This is a genomic window from Flavobacterium sp. JAS (assembly GCF_020991455.1).
Taxonomy (GTDB): domain Bacteria; phylum Bacteroidota; class Bacteroidia; order Flavobacteriales; family Flavobacteriaceae; genus Flavobacterium.
The window spans coordinates 404,885-424,258 of record NZ_JAJMOX010000001.1 but is presented as its reverse complement, the minus strand read 5'-3'; the positions used below and the strand labels follow the sequence as shown (position 1 = coordinate 424,258).

Sequence of the window (19,374 nt, the reverse complement as noted above, 5' to 3'; positions counted from 1 at the left end):
AACAAAGCTAAAAGTCTAGTTTATGCAGAAATTTGTCAAATAAAAATCACAATACAATACAACATGAAAACAATTGACAAAATTTACATTAACGGAGAATTTATTAATCCGCAAGGACAAGAATATTTCGACTTAATAAGCCCAACAACAAACGAAAAACTCGGAAAAGTTCTTTTAGGAAACAAAGAAGACACTCAAAATGCTATAGAAGCTGCTAAAAATGCTTTTAAAACTTTTTCAAAAACTACAACAGCAGAAAGAATCCAATATTTGCAAAACATAAAAACAGCAATCGAGAAAAGAAAAGCTGAATTTATCGATGTGATGGTTGAAGAATATGGAGGAACCCTTCAGTTTGCAACCATAAGTTACGATTACATGTTAAAAGGTTTTGACTCTGCAATCAACTTATTAAACACCTATGATTTTACCAAAAAAATAGGAGAATCAGAAGTCCAAATGACTCCACTTGGCGTAGTCGGTATTATTATTCCGTGGAATTCAAGCAACGGTTTTATATGTAATAAATTGTCGACTGCAATTGTCGCCGGATGCACAACAGTCATAAAACCAAGCGAAATGAGCGCACAGCAAACTCAATTAATTGCAGAATGCCTTCACGAAGCAGGATTACCAAAAGGTATTTTTAATATCGTCAATGGCCTTGGAGAAGTAGTTGGAGCCGAAATAAGCCGTAATCTAGATATTGCAAAAATTTCTTTTACAGGATCAACTAATGTTGGAAAAATTATTGCAAAAGAAGCCGTCAATTCCATGAAACGCATAACACTGGAACTTGGAGGAAAATCACCTAACATTCTTTTAGACGACGCTAATTTCTCTGAAGCAATTCCGCTTGCGATAATCGCTGCTTATATGAATAGCGGACAAGCCTGTATAGCCGGAACACGATTATTAGTTCCTGAAAACAAACTCGAAGAAGTTAAACTTCTAATCAAAGAAGTAGTTTCCAACACCATTGTTGGCGATCCAAAAAATGCAAACACAGCAGTTGGACCAATGGTAAGCGCAAAACAATACAATCGTGTCCAGGATTACATTCAGATAGGAATAAATGAGGGCGCCGAAATTCTTGTTGGCGGCTTAGGAAAACCCGAAGGATTAGAAAACGGGAATTTCGTAAAACCAACTGTTTTTATCAACGTAAACAATCAAATGCGTATTGCGAGAGAAGAAATATTTGGCCCGGTTTTATCTATCATCACGTATAAAACCGAAGAAGAAGCAATTGAAATAGCCAATGACACTACTTACGGATTACAAGCCTATGTAAGCTCATCAAATAAAGAAAGAGCTCATAAAGTTGCTTCACAAATTAACGCCGGACGTGTACAAATAAACGGAATCGGACATGATCCAATGGCTCCTTTTGGAGGTTTTAAACAGTCAGGAATAGGCAGAGAATTTGGAGTATTAGGACTCGAAGCTTATCTTGAACCCAGAGCATTAATTCAATAAAAACAATTTTTACAGATCCGGAAATCTTCACGCAAAAAGATATTCCGGATCTTTTAGTAACTTTACAATATGACCGCAAAAACAAATACAAAACCTCAAATTCTTTACTCCTGCTACTATGCGCGCAGTCGTGAAGGCGAGCACTTTATACCTGAACACGTATTTAGCTATCAGATCTCAGGAGAAATGACCGCTTCAGACAGCAAAAACACTTACCATACAAAAGCGGGAGATTTTCGCTTTAGCAAAAGAAATCATTTAGCAAAATTCACCAAAATCCCGCCCGAAGGAGGAGAATTCAAAACTATATCTCTTTTTCTGGATCAGGAAATTCTGCGCGAAATAAGTAAAGAATACGACTTCAAAATCAACAAAAGAACAGATTCTGAAGCCATGATTACACTAGCACCACACCCGCTTTATAAATCCTTCATGGAATCGCTCATATCCTATCTGGAAGTTGAACAAGAAAACAACGAAACCTTGTTTAATTTAAAAATAAAAGAAGCCATTCACCTCTTGCTCAAAATAAATCCGGAATTAAAAGACATCTTATTTGATTTTACCGAACCCGGAAAAATGGATCTGGAAGCTTTTATGAATAAAAATTTTCACTTTAACGTACAACTCCATCGTTTTGCTTATTTAACCGGCAGAAGTCTAGCAACTTTTAAAAGAGATTTTCAGAAAGTATTTCAACAAACACCTGGAAAATGGTTATTAAACAAGAGACTTCAAGAAGCTTATTATTTAATTAGTCAAGGAAAACCACCATCAGATGTTTATATAGGCGTTGGTTTTGAAGATCTGTCGCATTTTTCATTCTCCTTTAAAAAGAAATTCGGAGTAGTTCCATCTTCTTTAATTACAAAATAAAAATATTATATAAATTCCAATTTTTAAAATTCCAAACTATACAAATTCAAACGTACCCACCCAAGAAACATTATTAACAATTTCAATTAGCCGAGACACAATCATTATAAACCATCTCTCAAGGCTAAGACTTTGAGCTATAGCTGAAATGTAAAAATCTACAAAATTTAATTACTTACTTTCTATTTTTGGAAATTAGGATTTGGAGTTTTTAAAAATTGGAATTTAAAAAAATTATTCCATAAAAAAAGCCTCTCAATTGAGAGGCTTTTATGTTGGTCTACAAGGACTCGAACCTTGAAAGACTGCACCAAAAACAGTTGTGTTACCATTACACCATAGACCAGCAGTGCTGTTAAGCGAGTGCAAATTTAAAGCTTTTTTTAATTTACGCAAATTTTTTATTTAATCTCATACAACAAAACCTTTTTACAAAAAAATTCAAATCAAAAAAAATCCTATAACCGATCCATTTTTTTTTAATTTCCAAAGATCCTTAAATTTATTGCATAAAAAAAGCCTCTCGATTGAGAGGCTTTATGTTGGTCTACTAGGACTCGAACCTAGAAAGACTGCACCAAAAACAGTTGTGTTACCATTACACCATAGACCAGCAGTGCTGTTAAGCGAGTGCAAATTTAAAGCTTTTTTTAGTTTGCACAAACTTTTTGACAAAAAAAATTCGTTTTTTTTTATTTTTCATTCTTCCAAATCCGCAACGACTACACAAGTATTTCACAAACAACACATTACTCTAGTCAAATAGTTTTATAGAATTTTATGTTAATGCTCTCTTCTTTAAACAAAAAAACATTTTCTTTGTAGGATAGAAAACATACAAAATTTTAACACCTAAATATGGCACAATTCAATTTCAATAAATGGAATACAATTATTGGTTGGTTTGCATTTGCAATCGCTTTAACTACCTACACACTAACCGTTGAACCTACCATGAGCTTTTGGGATTGTGGCGAATACATTGCCACAGCCGCTAAACTAGAAGTTGGTCACCCTCCCGGGGCTCCTCTATTTCAAATGATGGGTGCATTTTTTGCAATGTTTGCTATCGATGCTCAACATGTTGCCGTGATGGTAAATATGATGTCTGTTTTTTCAAGTGCATTCACTATTCTATTTATGTTTTGGTCTTCATCAATGATTTTGAAAAAAATCGTTGCTCGTTTTGCCGAGATTGATCAAAACAATTCAATTGTTATACTAGGAAGTTCTTTTGTAGGAGCTCTTGCTTATACTTTCTCTGACAGTTTCTGGTTTAATGCCGTTGAAGCCGAAGTTTACGCAATGGCATCTCTATTAATCGCATTACTTTTTTGGCTTGGATTACGTTGGGAGCAAGATATGGACAAACCAAAAGGAAACAAATGGTTATTAATCATTTCGCTTGTTGTCGGACTTTCATTTGGTGTTCACTTCATGGCACTTTTAACCATTCCCGCAATTGGTTTTCTTTACTACTTTAAACACTACGAAAAAGTTACTATAAAAAACTTCATTATTGCTAATGCCGTTGTAATTGCGATTCTGTTATTTATTTTCAAGCTGTTATTACCATTAACAATGGCTTTCTTTGGTAAAACCGAAATTTTCATGGTAAACAGCATGGGATTACCTTTTAACTCAGGAACCATTTTTGTTGCCTTATTATTTATTGCTTTCTTTTATTTTGGTCTTAAATACACCAAACAAAAAGGATTAGTTTTCTATAACACTATTATTCTTTGCATTCTATTTATCCTGATTGGTTTCTCGACCTGGATCATGCTACCGGTTCGTGCTAACGCAAACACTGTAATTAATGAAAATAAACCATCTGATGCTACTGAGGTTTTAGCCTATTATAACCGTGAACAATACGGTGTAAATCCTTTGTTTTACGGACCTCAATACACTGAAGTTTTTGCTGGTCTGGATGCTAAAAATCCTTACTTAGACAAAAACCCTAACTACGAAAGAGATTATAAAACTGGTAAATATGTAATTACCAACAATTACAAAAATGCAGATCAAAACAGTGATGACAATCAAAAAACGATTCTGCCAAGAATGTGGAGTACAGAAACTGGACACATCCAAAACTACATTAGCTTTACAAATCCTCCTAATTTCAAAATAAATCCAAATTATAACTATGAGGAGGATTTAGCAAAATACGGAATTGATGCTAGCCAATTAAGTGAAGAAGAGTACAACAAAGCCACTGCTCAACTACGAAATGAAGTTGAAAAAACAGTTGCTGAATTCAGAAGAGCTTTTTCTCAAAAACAAATTGACAACGAAGGTTACGTTAAATTCTTAAATAGTTATAAAGATTATTTAATTATCGAAAAGCCTACAACTGCCGATAATTTCAGTTTTATGTTCGAATATCAATTTGGATATATGTACTGGAGATATTTGATGTGGAATTTTGTTGGCCGCCAAAGTGATGTTCAGGGAAAATACGATAACCTTGACGGAAACTGGATTAGCGGAATCAAAGCACTTGATTCATTACACCTTGGTTCTCAAGACAACTTACCTTCTGATGTTTTAAACAACAAAGGTCGTAACGTTTACTTTTTCTTGCCATTTATCTTAGGTTTAATTGGAATAATGTACCACGCAAATAAAGACCTTAAAAGTTTTTATGTACTGCTAGCATTATTTTTATTTACCGGAATTGCATTAAAAATATACTTGAACGAACGCCCTTTTGAACCTCGTGAAAGAGATTATGCACTTGTAGGATCCTTCTATGTATTTGCAATCTGGATAGGCTTTGGAGTTTATTCATTATACGAAAGCATTCAAAATTATATTGCACCTAAAATTGCAGGCCCAATTATTATTGCAGCAACTTTCTTAGCGGCTCCGGTTTTAATGGCGTCTCAAAACTGGGATGATCATGACAGATCAGGAAAATATACTGCAGTTGCAATGGCTAAAGCATACTTAAACTCCTGCGACAAAGATGCTATTTTGTTTACCATTGGAGACAATGACACCTTCCCGCTCTGGTATGCGCAAGAAATTGAGCACATCAGAACTGATGTAAAAATCGTAAATACGAGCTTATTTATGACGGATTGGTATATTGATCAAATGAAAGCAAAATCATACGAATCTGAACCATTGCCAATATCATTTACACATGATGAATATGTGGGAGATAAATTAGATTATGTAGCATACATTCAAAAAGTTGAAACTCGTTGGGACATCAAAGATTTAATGTCTTTCATCAAAAACCCTAAATCTACTGTTGGATTACAAAACGGACAAACAATTCATTTTTACCCAACAAATAAAATCAGAATTAACGTTGATAAAAATACGATCATTAAAAACAAAGTTGTAAATCCAAAATACAACGATTCTATTGTGCCTTATATCGATATTGACATCAAAGGAAGTGCTTTGTACAAAAACCGTTTAATGATGTTGGATATCCTGGCTAACAACAATTGGAAAAGACCTATTTACTTTAGTGGCGGAGCTTTTGATGATGAAGATTATCTTTGGTTAAAAAACTATTTACAATTAGACGGAATGGTTTACAAATTGGTTCCTATTAAAAATGTTCCTTCAAAAGATGGCGGACCAATGGACATGGGACAAATTGATGCTGATAAAATGTACGATATTGTAATGAAATGGGATTGGGGTAATAGCAATGGCGATATTTATCACGATCCTGAAACCAGAAGAAACAGCATAACGTACCGCACGAATTTATCGCGTTTAATGGATCAACTTATTGAAGAAGGTAAAATCGATAAAGCTAAAAATGTTATCAATTTAGCAATAACAAAAATGCCTTTGGATAAATATGGATATTACTCTCTTATTGAACCTTTTGCAAATGGATATTATAAAGTTGGCGAAACTGCAAAAGCACATGATTTGCTTAATAAATTAATTCAGAAATACAGAGAGAATTTAAACTATTATGCAACCCTGACTCCTGGCGACCAAACAGATTTAGCAATGGATATTATTACTGATATCGAGCGTTACAGAAGCTTACTGGAAGTTATGAAGAAAAACAACGACAAAGCATTCTACGAGAAACAGAAAGTAACTTTTAATACTTATGTAAACGTCTTTGAACGTTTTGGCCGTGAAAAAGAATAATATACGAAAAATATAGCAATTAAAAAAATGCAGCACTGTTTGATAAATAGCGCTGCATTTTTTAAATTTACATATCTCTAAATCCTTTCAAGATGAGCTTTTATTGGGTAAAAACGAATTCATTCATAAAAAGGGTATTTTCTAAATATTGTTGGGACATTCCGAACAAAGAAAAGAAAATATACCTCACTTTTGATGATGGCCCAACTCCCGAGGTTACGGATTGGGTTTTGTCTGAATTGAAAAAATTTGACGCAAAAGCTACTTTTTTCTGTATCGGAAAAAACATTAAAGCCAATTTATCTTTATTTGAGAGATTAATAACCGACGGGCATTCAATCGGGAACCACACTATGAATCATGTTAATGGCTGGAAAAGCAACAACAATGATTATATTGAGAATGTAAAAAATTGCGCTGCCATTTTAGAAGAAGAAAAAACATGCAATCTTATTTTTCGTCCACCTTACGGGAAGATAAAAAAAGCGCAGTCTAAAATACTGAGAAATTTAGGCTACAAAATAATTATGTGGGATGTTTTAAGCGCTGATTTTGATCAAAGTATTACTCCTGAAAAATGCCTCGAAAACGTGACCAAAAACGTAAAATCAGGAAGCGTAATTGTATTTCATGACAGCATAAAAGCATCGCAGAATTTAAAATTTGCGTTACCTAAAACCTTACATTTTTTAAAAGAAAATGGATATAAATTTGATATTATTCACTAAATAATAGCAATGTAGAAAAAGTGTATTCTATAAATTAAATTTGCTCCTGGACAATTCCAATAATTGTATTTGCATCAAGTTCTCCTGATTGTCTCCAAATCATTTGCCCTTCTTTATAAATCATTAAAGTAGGAAGTCCTTTGATACGCAGTGCTTCTGCTAATTCCTGATTTTTATCCACATCAATTTTAATCACCTTGGCTTTATCGCCTAGTGCAGCCGCAACATCCTTAATAACAGGATGCATCGATACAGATGATTCGTTCCAATCTGTGTAAAAATCAATTAACACTGGAACTTGAGCATTTATAAGTTCTCCAAATTTTGACATAAAACCAAAAATTTAATTCTTTTTTATTCTGTTAAAAAGAGATAATTATATACAAATGTAGCATTTTTAACGAATTAAGCCACATTGTTCCCTTTTTTTAGTTCAATCACCGTAATTTCAGGCATAATACCTACTCGCCCCGGATAGGCATGAAAACCAAATCCTCGGTTTACATAAACATATCGTCCTACATTTTCATACAATCCCGCCCATTGTTTATAGATGTATTCTGCCAGACTCCATTTAAAATATCCTGGAATTTCAATTCCAAATTGCATGCCATGTGTATGACCTGACAACGTTAAATGAAAGTTTTTAGGATGGTTTTTAATTTCATATTCCCAATGACTAGGATCATGACTCATTAATACTTTAAAATCATCCTGATGCACGTTTTGAGAAGCTTTGTTTAAATCTCCTGCTTTCTTAAAGTTTTGCCCCCAATTCTCTACTCCGATTAAAGCAATTTTATCATCGCCTTTTTGAATATAAGTATGTTCGTTTAATAACAAATTGAAGCCAATTTGACCATAAAGATTTTTTATCTCTTTAAAATTCTCATCTTTCTCCTTTTCAGAAGGCCACGTCACATATTCGCCGTAATCGTGGTTTCCTAAAACTGAAAATTTCCCGTATTTATAATCTTTTATTCTTTTAAAAGTTTCTAACCAGGGATGCATTTCTTTAGCATGAGTATTTACAATATCTCCTGTAAACAAAATCATATCTGATTCTTGCTCGTTAATCAAATCAATGGCATAATTTATCTTATCCGGATTATCAAAACTTCCGCTGTGAACATCAGAAATCTGAGTGATTCTAAAACCGTCAAAGGCATCAGGCAAATCAGGAAAGAAAACCGTTTGTTTGATAACTTTAAAATTATACTTCCCCTCAAAAATTCCGTAAATTAATGATAAAAAAGGAACTGCCGCCAAACCTAATGCTATTTGGCTCACAAACTTTCGTCGATCCGGCATCATTTCTGAACGAGGCGCATTGTACATAAAATAATTTAAGATACTCGCCCCTATTCTAAAAATATCTTCTCCAAACATTACAAGTGTTAAAACTATTTTTGGAACATAAACCAATAACATCAACCCCATTGTAAACATGGTTTGTCTGGTTTGCCCAACAGAACGATCGAATTGTGTAAAAGAGTAAATGATAAAAATTAAAAGCAGTAAACTTATAATTTGATAACTAACCAAAACCCATCTTAATTTGATTAAAGTACGAAAGGCTTGATAAGAATAGAACTCAATAAACAAAAAAAGAGCACAGAGAATTACAAAACGAATTACCATTAGTTATAGTTTTAAGCAAAGTAACAAATAATGAAAATTTTATAGCTTTTTATTATCAAAATTTTAACTCTAATAAAAGTAAAAGCTGATAGATTTCTCTACCAGCTTTTTTCTACCAAATTTTTCAAAACCTTTAATAATCCACAACAGGTTTACAATGTAAACCAATGTTGTTTTATTTTTGAGCTTTTGCAGCTTCTGGCTTAGCAGCCTCAGCTTTTTTAGCTTTTTTATCCGCTTTTTTGTCTTTTTTAGGAGCTTTAGCTTCTTTTGCCGGAGTTGTTTGAGCTGGAGTTGTTTGAGCGCTTACCATTGCAGTTGTTCCTAGAACAGCTACTGCTAACATTACTAATTTTTTCATGATTTGAAGTTTTTATGATTGTTATTATTTCATTTATTATACCTCAAAGATATTATCAGTAAATGAAGATTAAATGAAGATTGAACCAACCATAAAATTTTAACTTTTAATTGTGTTTTACCGTTTCCGGAAGCAATAACATAAAGGTAGTTCCTTCACTTATGTGCGAAGTAACTTTGATTTCGATATGATGAAAAGACGCAATACTCTCGGCAATAGCAAGACCTAAACCCTGACCGTCCTGGTCTGAACTAATTCTGGCAAACCTGTTGAATATGTTTTCTATCTGAGAAGGGGTCATTCCGATTCCTGAATCTGTTATTGAAATAAAATAACGATGTTCCAGAAAACCATCTTCAACTACAATACTGCCTTTGGGCTTATTGTATTTTATAGCATTGGTGACCAAATTATAAATCAGAATATGAATTAAAGTTTTATTTCCTGTAAAGATATAATTATGCTGCATTTTGCTCAGAAACTGAATTTCGCGATCATCAATTCGATCTTGTAAATCCTCTTGCAGATCTGAAATGATTTCATGAAAATTAATTTCTTCATTTGCTTCATACTGATTATTTTCGATTCGGGAAATCAACAATAAATTATTGATGATTTTTTTCAACATGTCCAGTGTTTTTAGAGAACTCGCAATTTTATCGACTGCATTATCATCTAAAGAACTATTTTGGAGTAAATTCTCAAACTTATTTTTAAGCAGCGCAATTGGCGTAAGAAGTTCATGAGAAACATTCGAAATAAATTGTTTTTCTTTTTTAAAAAGCTCTGCAATACGATCCATCATTTGGTTCAAAACAAAATCAAGTTCTCTAAAATCTCTTGATCTTGCTTTTATTGGCGTATGATCAAAAGATTCCGGTTCGTTTACACGCCTTATTTTTGTATCAATAATTTTATAGAAAGGTTTCAGCAGAAATTCAATATAAAAAGTATCCGCTAAAAAAGTAATCAGCAGAATTACCACAAAAACAATTAAAATAAAAAAACGAATAATAAAGGTAAGGTCATTTACCTCGCTAAGACTACTTCCTATTTCGAGTTGATATCCTTGATTTTCATAAGTAAAATGATATTGCAGAATTCGGTATTCATTTTCTTCTCCTTCAATAATCCTGAAATCATTGCTAAAAACTGCTTTTTTCTGATTGGGTTTTATGGGAGATCTCGAAAGCACTAAAAATTCACTGTGAAGCGTAGAAAACTGTGAGTAAGTTTCGGTTGAATCATCTGGATTTTCGATAAAATCATCAATTTCATTTTTATCCAGATGCTCAATAAACTTATGTTTCTTTTCGAGTAAACTATTATTGATGTGTCTATAAACCACATTTTCTACCAAAATTGGCAGCATTAGCCATAAAATCAAAATAACCAACAATCTTGTCAGAGCATTAAAAATAGCTAATTGGTGCTTTATTTTCACAGTTCTTTATTTATTCATTAATACGATATCCAACATTCCTTACGGTTTCAAACCAGTCAATTGTGGTGTGTTTATCCAATTTTTTTCTAAGATTCCGAACATGAACATCTATAAAATTAGAATCTGAATTTACCTCCAGAATATCTCCCCAAATATGCTCGGTTAATTGCAATCTTGTAATTACCCGATTTTTATTCAAAACCAAATATTGAAAAATATCAAACTCTTTTTTGGTAAGATTTATTGGAGTTTCGTCATAACTTACTTTATAATCCTGAAGCTGTAGCAAAAACCCGTGAATAGTCAGATTATTTAAAGTAAACCCATGAATCCTACGAATCACAGCAAACAATCGCGCACTTAATTCTGTCAAAGCAAATGGTTTTGTCAAATAATCATCGGCACCAAGATGCAAACCATTTATTCTGTCGTCTAATTCTCCGCGAGCCGTCAGGACAATTACAGCAATTTTTGATTTAGTTTTTCGAACTGTTTTCAAAACCTCAAAACCATCCCCATCGGGCAAACCAAGATCCAACAGCATTGCATCATAATCGTTACTGCTAACTTCTTCAAGCGCATCTTCGCAATTGTGCGCTATTTTGCAAACATATCCCACGTTACACAAAAAATCATAGACCTCTACAGCGAGTTCCCTATTATCTTCAACAATCAAAATATTCATAAAAACTGCTTTTAAGCGCAACTAAATTTAAGTAATTAAAAAAAGCCCTGTTACGCATTATTAAAAAATTAACGAATCAAAAAAAGCTGATAAATTTCTTTACCAGCTTTCCTCAACCGCATTCTCCATAATCATTACTTCTGTTTTGCCTCCTTTTACAATTCTTCGAATGCAAAACAAAAACAATTTTAATTATTTCATTTTAGTTGCTTCTGCTTTTGAAGCCTCACTTTTTGCTGATTTTGCTTTTTTATCAGTACTGTGTTTGTGATGTTTTGTTGCTTTAACTTCCTTTGCAGGAGCTGCCTGAGTTGGTGTTGTTTGTGCACTAACCATTACACTTGTTCCTAAAACTGCTACGAGTAACATAACTAGATTTTTCATAATTTTTAAATTTAAATTAATTGCCTTTTATTTTTTGTAATACTGTTTTATTCTATGTTTTTATTTTTTTGCTTTAGCTGCTTCTGCTTTCGGAGCTGCTTTTTTTTCTGATTTTGCTTTTTTATCAGATTTTTTTCTAGGTTCTTTTGTAGCTTTAACTTCTTTTGCAGGAGTTGCTTTTACTTCTTTAGCCGGAGCCGGTTTAGTACCTTTTGCAGGAAATGCATTTACCATGACACTTGTTCCTAAAACTGCTACTAGTAACATCAATAAATTTCTCATGATTTCTAATATTTTAAATTAATACCTTTTATTTTATAGATCAAATTTACCCCTGTAATATGAAGACAAAATGAAGAAAACCCTCATCCTAAATATTTTAACTAGACATTAACGCTTTGGGGATTTTTTACCAAATAGTTCTTAATTTTTCTACCATATCAGCGATATAAGTTCATTTAATTTCATCGTTTACAATTAGAAGCACTGCTGTGCATCTCTACTAAAATGAACTTATATCGCTTATATGGTTTAAAACAAATTAATTTTAAGAACCGAATCGTTTTTAAAACCCAATTGATTATTTTTACAGACTAATATTTTTTTTATGTCAACTCAAAAACGTCTTTTTCTTCTCGATGCTTACGCTTTAATTTTTCGTGGTTATTATGCCTTCATAAAAAATCCGCGAATTAACTCTAAAGGAATGGATACATCAGCGATCATGGGTTTCATGAACTCGCTTTTGGATGTTATTAAACGTGAAAAACCAGATCATTTAGCAGTAGCTTTTGACAAAGGCGGAAGTCAATTGCGTAACGAATTATTCCCTGAATACAAGGCAAATCGTGATGTTACACCAGAAGCGATCAAAATTGCTGTTCCTTATATATGTGAATTATTAAAAGCAATGCATATTCCGATTATTGAAGTTGCCGGTTTTGAAGCCGATGATTTGATTGGAACAATTGCTAAACAAGCAGAAAAAGAGAATTACAAAGTTTTCATGGTAACTCCTGATAAGGATTTTGCTCAATTAGTTTCTGAGAACATCTTTATGTACAAACCGGCTCGTATGGGTAACGGAATTGAAATTTGGGGAGTTCCTGAAGTTTTAGCAAAGTTCGAAATTGAACGCCCCGAACAAGTAATCGATTTTCTTGGAATGATGGGTGACGCCGCCGATAATATTCCAGGACTTCCGGGTGTTGGTGAAGTAACAGCTAAAAAACTTCTGAAAGAATTTGGCACTATGGAAAACCTTCTGGCGAATACAGACAAGCTAAAAGGAAAAATGAAAGAGAATATTGAGGCCAATAAAGAAAAAGGATTGTTATCTAAAACATTAGCTACGATAATATTAGATTGCCCGGTAACTTTTAATGAAAACGATTACGAGTTAACACGTCCCGATATTGAAAAAACAGATGCTATTTTTCAGGAATTAGAATTCAGAAGAATGGCGGAACAATTTGATAATTTGTTTAAAGTTGGTGGCGGAAATGAATTAGCAGCTTCAGCTCCGGCTGCAGATCCTAAATTGTATAAAAAACCACAACCTAAAAATGAAGATCAGTTTGACCTTTTTGGAGGCGGTTCTACCGAAGAAGATGCAGAAACAACACGAACTTCATTCTACAATACTTTAGAAAACACACCTCACTCCTACCAAGCTATTCAGGGAGATTTAGGAATAAAATTGCTTTTGCAGAATTTACAAAACCAGCCTTCTGTTTGTTTTGATACCGAAACTACTGGTTTAGATGCTTTACACGCTGAATTGGTCGGAATGTCTTTCTCTTATGAAAAAGGAAAAGCATTTTATGTTCCGTTTCCGGAAAGTCAGGAAGAAGCCCAGATTTTAGTGGATAAATTTAAACCGTTTTTTGAGAATGAAAACATCGAAAAAATTGGTCAGAATTTAAAATATGATTTAAAAATCCTTTCTAATTATGGCGTAACCGTAAAAGGAAAACTTTTTGATACCATGATTGCGCATTATTTGATTAATCCAGATATGCGTCATAATATGGATATTTTATCGGAAACATATCTGAAATATTCGCCAAAATCAATTGAAACATTAATTGGCAAAAAAGGAAAAAATCAAATTACGATGCGCGATGTTCCACTTGAAGATATCAAGGAGTACGCTGCCGAAGATGCTGATGTAACTTTACAATTAAAAGAAATTTTCACTACTGAGTTAGACAAAACAGAAACTAAAAAGTTATTTGATGAAATCGAAATTCCGTTAGTAAGCGTTTTGGCAGCAATGGAAACCGAAGGAATTCGTCTGGATGTTGAATTCTTAAGTGCAATGTCTAAAGAAATGGATGTTGAGATTAAATCTTTGGAACAAAAAATATACGAAACTGCCGGTGAAAAATTCAACTTGGCATCTCCAAAACAATTAGGAGATATTTTGTTTGATAAAATGAAAATTGGCGGAGCAAAACAAAAGAAAACCAAAACAGGTCAATATGCAACTGGTGAAGAAGTTTTGACTTATTTGGCTAATGACAATCCAATTGTAAAAGAAATTTTGGATTGGCGTCAAATGGTGAAGTTACAAAGCACTTATATTTTGGCTTTGCCTGAACAAGTTGACAAGAAAACTTTACGCGTTCATACCGATTATATGCAAACTGTTGCGGCTACAGGTCGTTTGAGCTCTAATAATCCTAACTTGCAAAACATTCCGATTCGTACCGAAAGAGGCCGTCAGATTCGTAAAGCTTTTGTTGCTCGCGATGAAAACCATACTTTAATTTCTGCCGATTACTCGCAAATAGAATTAAGAATTATTGCTGCTTTAAGCGGAGAAGAAAATATGATTGCCGCTTTTAAAAACGGAGAAGATATTCACAAAGCTACGGCAGCAAAAGTTTTTGATGTGCCGTTAGAAGAAGTTTCTCGCGAACAAAGAAGCAATGCTAAAACGGTAAACTTCGGAATCATCTATGGAGTTTCTGCTTTTGGATTAAGCAATCAAACTTCATTATCTCGTAGCGAAAGTGCCGCTTTGATTGAAGCATACTACAAAACGTACCCAAGATTGAGATCTTATATTAACGAACAAATACAATCTGCTCGTGAGAAAGGATATGTACAAACAATTCTGGGTCGTCGCCGATATTTAAAAGACATTAACTCAGCAAATGCCGTGGTTAGAAGTGCTGCCGAACGAAATGCTGTAAACGCACCAATTCAGGGAAGCGCTGCCGATGTGATTAAAATCGCGATGATCAATATTCATAAAAAACTAAAAGAAGAAAACTGGAAGTCTAAAATGTTGCTTCAGGTTCATGATGAGCTTGTGTTTGATGTGCATAATGACGAATTAGAAAAAATCCAGCCAATGATTAAACACGAAATGGAAAATGCTTTTATAATGAGCGTTCCGTTAGAAGTTGAATTGGGCATGGGTAAAGACTGGTTAGCGGCGCATTAAGAATTCTAGATTGCAGATTTTAAATTAATTGATTGTATAGTTTTATGAAAAAATATGCTTTGTTCTTTTTTGCCTTCTATTCTATGATTGCAATTGCTCAGGATCGGACTTATTATCTGGAAGGAACTTTGGCGAAAAGTAAAATTTACATGAAAATCGAGGTTTTTAATTCTGATGAAAATGTAAGTGCAACTTATTTTTATCAAAATTCACTAAAAGACATTAAGTTAGAAGGAAAGATGAACAAGAATAGCTTCACTTTCTTTTTTAAACCAAATGATGCAATTCTGGAAAAATTCTATTTAAACAAAGCTGCCAATAATTCTTTTGAAGGATCCTGGTACAACGCATCTGGAAAACAATTACCAGTTCAATTACAGACTATTGACTTTTCAAATTACAAATCTAATTTGGATAAGTATTATGCTGATGATAAACTAAATCTTGTAAAATATAAATTTTTAGAGTTTAAAAAACAGAAAGTAACTATTTATAATAACAAAGAATTTATTTGGTATTCTGAAAAACATTGTGATTCTGATTTTTTTAGATTAGGAAGCAACTTTTCAGAAAAAAACAAAGCGGTTATAAACCCAATTCTGGAAAAAATTCACATACAGAACACATTAGACCAACTAAATTGCGCTTCATCATTTGAATACAGTGAAGGAAAAGGAATAGAAGGAAATTCGACCATAAATTTCCTGAATACTAATTTATTGGGCTTTGAGATTTCGAGTTCATATTATTGCGGAGGTGCTCATCCTGATTTTGGAAGCAGTGGCTTTTTGATTGATTTAAATAACGGAAAAAACTATCAAATAGACAATATTCTTGCTTTTGATAAAAGTGTAACAACAGAGAAAGAAAGTGATTTTTCGAGTTATTCAACTTATAGAAGCACTTATTTTGCTCCTAAATTGCTTGCGGTAATTAATTCAGAATTCCATTTTGAAAAACCAAAAGACGACGATGATCCTTGTGATTACACTGATGAAGAATATTGGGATTTCCCATCTTGGAATTACACTGAAAAAGGTATAGAATTCACCCCAATTTTTTATAGAGCGGCAAGATCTTGTGAAGAATCTTATTTAGTTCCTTTTGAAAAACTAAAAAAGTATAAAAATCCAAAATTCCCTTATCCATTACAATAAAAAAAATCCATTCGCCGCGGCGAATGGATTTTTTTATGAATGTTATTTTTTTCTTGTCGATTCTCGTTCTTTCAATTTTGTCTTGATAACGATTGTTTCATAATCTGAGGTTTCTTCTTCAGACTCTTCCAGTCGCTTGATTAATTGTCTTGCAGCAACTTCTCCAATTTCAATTCCATGCTGACTTACAGTTGTCAAACTTGGCGACAAACGTCTTGAAGCTAGAATTCCATCAGCAAAACCAATAATAGAGATATCTTCCGGAACTTTATATCCTTTTTTCAAACTTACTCTTAAAGCTGCAACTGAATCATTTTCATCCAAAGCAAAAATGGCATCAATCTTATTGTCAAAAATGGCATCAATTTTGCTCTTCATATCTTCTTCAGAATCGGTACGAAGAATGATTTTTTCGTTTACCGGAATATTATTATCTGCCAAAGCTTTCAAATAGCCATCAGCTCTTAATTTTCCTACACTTAAATTATCTACTGAAGAAATTAAGGCGATGTTTTTACATCCTAAATCAATTAAATGCTGCGTTGAGTTCAAAGCAGAATCAAAATCATCAACTACAACTTTGTCACATTCTACTTCATCAGCAATACGATCAAACATTACAATTGGTGTTCCATCATTAATAATAGCAGAGAAATGGCTGTAATCTTGTAATTTTTGAGCTTCTTCAGAAACGGAAAGAATAAATCCGTCAATTGTCCCGTTGCTCAACATTTCAAGTGTATGAATTTCTTTTTCTAAAGATTCATTAGAAATACATGTAATTACATTATATCCTTTTTTATCGGCTACTTTTTCGATACCACTAAATACCTTCGCAAAAAAGGAATTTAATATATTAGGTATAATTACACCAATCGTTTTGGTTTTACGATTCTTTAAATTCAGACCAATTACGTTAGGTTTATAATTTTTGAGTTTGGCATACTCCTTAATCTTCACCTTCGTTTGCTCACTAATTTCCGGACTATCATTTAACGCCTTAGAAACAGTCGAAACAGAAACACCAAGTTCTTTCGCAATTTGTTTTAGAGTTGCTTTAGCTTTCATTTAAAAATATTTTATGTAATTAATACAAATATAGTAGAATTACCTAAAATAAAACAAAAATCACCTACCAGTATTTGAATTTATAAGATCTTTTTAAAATAAAATCAAATAAGTCCTATTTCCCAAAACCGCATCTCTTAAAATCTCGTTAATACCTTAATATATGTTATTAACCTTTTAAAAGACCTTGATTATGAAAAACGAAGTTAAAATTCATGAAGTAGACCCTTCATTGAATAACAGAAGGAGCTTTCTTAAGCTCAGCGGCTTAACACTAGTTAGTGCAGGTTTGGTTATCGCGGGCTGCAGCAATAATGATGATAATGATACTCCAATGGAAGACACCACATTGCCAGGAATCAGAAATGGTGTGTTTGATTTGGGATCCGGTGATTTTGGAGTTTTAACTTACGCTTATGCCTTAGAACAATTAGAAGCTGATTTTTATACTAAAGTTGTAAATGCATCAAACTTTAATGCAACTTTTAACGATATAGAACGCCAAGTACTAACTGATTTGTATCATCACGAAGTAATTCACAGAGATTTTTTTAAAGCCGCACTATCTGGAGCGCTTCCTGACCCAAGCTCACAATTGCTTCCCTCCTTAGCATTTAACTATGGTTCTATGAATTTTAACAGCCGTAACGAGGTACTTGCAACGGCAAAAGCATTAGAAGATACCGGAGTTGCCGCTTATAATGGAGCCGGAAAATTGATTAAAAGTCCTGACTATCTATTATTAGCAGGGAAAATTGTTTCGGTTGAAGCAAGACATGCTTCAGCAATAAGAAGTTTAATCAATCCTAATTCAAGCGATTTTGCAGGTGATGACATTATAAGCACTTCTACAGGTTTAGATGTTGCCAAAGATCCTTCTAAGATTTTACCAATTGCCGGAGGTTTCATTACTACAAAATTCACTGCCAAATATTTACCTTAATCCTAACTAGCTAAAACTTAGAAATTATGAATATTTTAAAATTTATAGAAACATTTACTGATGATAGCTTAATGAGAAGCACTGGTTCAAGAAGAGACAGTTTTAATCAGTTTGGAAATATTGGAAAAACACTGGCAATGGCATCAATTCCTTTTGGATTATCCGCTTTCGCCAATAAAGCATTAGCAAAAGATATTACTGCAACGCCGGCAACTCCAATTGGAGCTTTGCAATTTGCATTAACTTTAGAGTACCTTGAAAACGAATTTTATGCAATGGCATTAGATTCCGGAGTAATTCCGGCTTCTGAAAATGGAGGACGAGATTTAAAGGTTTTTCAACAAATAGCAGCACATGAATCTGATCACGTTAATTTTTTAATTGCAGGACTCGGCGGACCAGCAAGTGCTAATTTTGTTCCAAAGCCTACATTTGACTTTACTGTTGGAGGCGCATTTGATCCTTTTGGAGATTACCCAACCTTTCTGGCATTGGCACAAGCCTTTGAAGATACAGGCGTAAGAGCCTACAAAGGTCAGGCTGCAAATTTAATTTCGGCACCGGATTTATTAACTGCCGCATTACAAATTCACTCTGTAGAAGCACGACATGCCTCAGAAGTGCGACGATTACGCGGATTAAAAGGCTGGATTTCTAACGACGAAAGAGGCGCAGGAATGCCATCAGCAACGCAAGCAGTCTATAATGGCGAAGGATTAACAATGCAGGCAGGATTCAATACAGCGACCGCATTTGGAGCCGCAGCAGGTTCAGAAGCTTATGATGAGCCACTTACAACACAACAAGTTGTAGATATTGCAAATTTATTCATTGTTTAGCCAAAACAATTCTAAATATTGAACCGCCTTCGCGTTATTGTGAAGGTGGTTTTTTTTTATTCTTTTAAATATAAAACTGATACCTTGATTTTCAGCATATAAAATATTCTTTTCAGGTATTTGGTTTTAAAATAATTAATTGTACTTTTGCATCCCCTTTATTGGGGATGGAATGTTT

The 19,374-nt window shown here is 33.4% G+C and carries 16 protein-coding genes and 2 tRNA genes; 8 read left to right on the top strand and 10 right to left on the bottom strand.

All coding sequences use genetic code 11. The annotated features are described in order from the left end of the window. Positions 1 to 63 precede the first annotated feature (63 nt). Positions 64 to 1,479, top strand: coding sequence for an aldehyde dehydrogenase family protein (locus LPB88_RS01800; protein WP_230712094.1), 1,416 nt, complete (start codon positions 64 to 66; stop codon positions 1,477 to 1,479). Positions 1,480 to 1,548: 69 nt separating this feature from the next. Then, on the top strand, positions 1,549 to 2,355 hold the full coding sequence (locus tag LPB88_RS01795; protein WP_230712093.1) for an AraC family transcriptional regulator: 807 nt from the start codon (positions 1,549 to 1,551) through the stop codon (positions 2,353 to 2,355). Positions 2,356 to 2,630: 275 nt separating this feature from the next. Here LPB88_RS01795 and LPB88_RS01790 read toward each other — a convergent pair. Together LPB88_RS01790 and LPB88_RS01785 are read right to left on the bottom strand one after the other, a co-directional pair. Beyond that, positions 2,631 to 2,701, bottom strand: a tRNA-Gln gene (locus LPB88_RS01790). A gap of 196 nt (positions 2,702 to 2,897) precedes the next feature. Next, positions 2,898 to 2,968, bottom strand: a tRNA-Gln gene (locus LPB88_RS01785). Between the two features lie 245 nt (positions 2,969 to 3,213). Here LPB88_RS01785 and LPB88_RS01780 point away from each other — a divergent pair. Next, entirely contained in the window at positions 3,214 to 6,492 is a 3,279-nt protein-coding gene (locus LPB88_RS01780) for a DUF2723 domain-containing protein (RefSeq protein ID WP_230712092.1), read from the top strand. Positions 6,493 to 6,584: 92 nt separating this feature from the next. Then, the gene (locus LPB88_RS01775; RefSeq protein WP_230712091.1) at positions 6,585 to 7,220 is read left to right on the top strand and encodes a polysaccharide deacetylase family protein; all 636 of its coding nucleotides are present in this window, start codon (positions 6,585 to 6,587) and stop codon (positions 7,218 to 7,220) included. A gap of 34 nt (positions 7,221 to 7,254) precedes the next feature. Here the strand turns inward: LPB88_RS01775 and LPB88_RS01770 are convergent, their stop codons facing one another. The 7 genes from LPB88_RS01770 to LPB88_RS01740 all read right to left on the bottom strand — a co-directional run bounded on the left by LPB88_RS01770 (position 7,255) and on the right by LPB88_RS01740 (position 12,017). After that, positions 7,255 to 7,551 carry a co-chaperone YbbN gene (locus LPB88_RS01770; protein ID WP_230712090.1) on the bottom strand — a complete coding sequence of 99 codons (297 nt, stop codon included), beginning with the start codon at positions 7,549 to 7,551 and terminating at the stop codon, positions 7,255 to 7,257. Positions 7,552 to 7,625: 74 nt separating this feature from the next. Next, on the bottom strand, positions 7,626 to 8,861 hold the full coding sequence (locus LPB88_RS01765; protein ID WP_230712089.1) for a metallophosphoesterase: 1,236 nt from the start codon (positions 8,859 to 8,861) through the stop codon (positions 7,626 to 7,628). A 175-nt stretch (positions 8,862 to 9,036) separates the two neighbouring features. After that, positions 9,037 to 9,222, bottom strand: a complete 186-nt coding sequence (locus tag LPB88_RS01760; protein WP_089353114.1) for a hypothetical protein — start codon at positions 9,220 to 9,222, stop codon at positions 9,037 to 9,039. 106 nt (positions 9,223 to 9,328) lie between these two features. Then, positions 9,329 to 10,666 carry a HAMP domain-containing sensor histidine kinase gene (locus LPB88_RS01755; RefSeq protein WP_230712088.1) on the bottom strand — a complete coding sequence of 446 codons (1,338 nt, stop codon included), beginning with the start codon at positions 10,664 to 10,666 and terminating at the stop codon, positions 9,329 to 9,331. A gap of 10 nt (positions 10,667 to 10,676) precedes the next feature. After that, positions 10,677 to 11,351, bottom strand: coding sequence for a response regulator transcription factor (locus LPB88_RS01750; protein WP_230712087.1), 675 nt, complete (start codon positions 11,349 to 11,351; stop codon positions 10,677 to 10,679). Between the two features lie 192 nt (positions 11,352 to 11,543). Then, complete coding sequence (locus LPB88_RS01745; protein WP_230712086.1) at positions 11,544 to 11,735, bottom strand: hypothetical protein; 192 nt, start codon at positions 11,733 to 11,735, stop codon at positions 11,544 to 11,546. Positions 11,736 to 11,795: 60 nt separating this feature from the next. Next, entirely contained in the window at positions 11,796 to 12,017 is a 222-nt protein-coding gene (locus LPB88_RS01740; protein WP_230712085.1) for a hypothetical protein, read from the bottom strand. A gap of 325 nt (positions 12,018 to 12,342) precedes the next feature. Here LPB88_RS01740 and polA point away from each other — a divergent pair, with 325 nt between their 5' ends. After that, complete coding sequence (gene polA / locus LPB88_RS01735) at positions 12,343 to 15,189, top strand: DNA polymerase I (protein WP_230712084.1); 2,847 nt, start codon at positions 12,343 to 12,345, stop codon at positions 15,187 to 15,189. A 44-nt stretch (positions 15,190 to 15,233) separates the two neighbouring features. Then, positions 15,234 to 16,346: a hypothetical protein gene (locus tag LPB88_RS01730; RefSeq protein ID WP_230712083.1), complete on the top strand. Its 1,113-nt coding sequence runs from the start codon at positions 15,234 to 15,236 to the stop codon at positions 16,344 to 16,346. Between the two features lie 42 nt (positions 16,347 to 16,388). On the opposite strand, the gene LPB88_RS01725 is transcribed toward LPB88_RS01730, so the two are convergent. Further along, positions 16,389 to 17,414, bottom strand: coding sequence for a LacI family DNA-binding transcriptional regulator (locus tag LPB88_RS01725; protein WP_230712082.1), 1,026 nt, complete (start codon positions 17,412 to 17,414; stop codon positions 16,389 to 16,391). A gap of 193 nt (positions 17,415 to 17,607) precedes the next feature. Between LPB88_RS01725 and LPB88_RS01720 the strand changes: the two genes are divergently transcribed. Further along, positions 17,608 to 18,357: a ferritin-like domain-containing protein gene (locus tag LPB88_RS01720; protein WP_230712081.1), complete on the top strand. Its 750-nt coding sequence runs from the start codon at positions 17,608 to 17,610 to the stop codon at positions 18,355 to 18,357. Between the two features lie 26 nt (positions 18,358 to 18,383). Beyond that, the gene (locus LPB88_RS01715) at positions 18,384 to 19,196 is read left to right on the top strand and encodes a ferritin-like domain-containing protein (protein ID WP_230712080.1); all 813 of its coding nucleotides are present in this window, start codon (positions 18,384 to 18,386) and stop codon (positions 19,194 to 19,196) included. Positions 19,197 to 19,374: the final 178 nt, after the last annotated feature.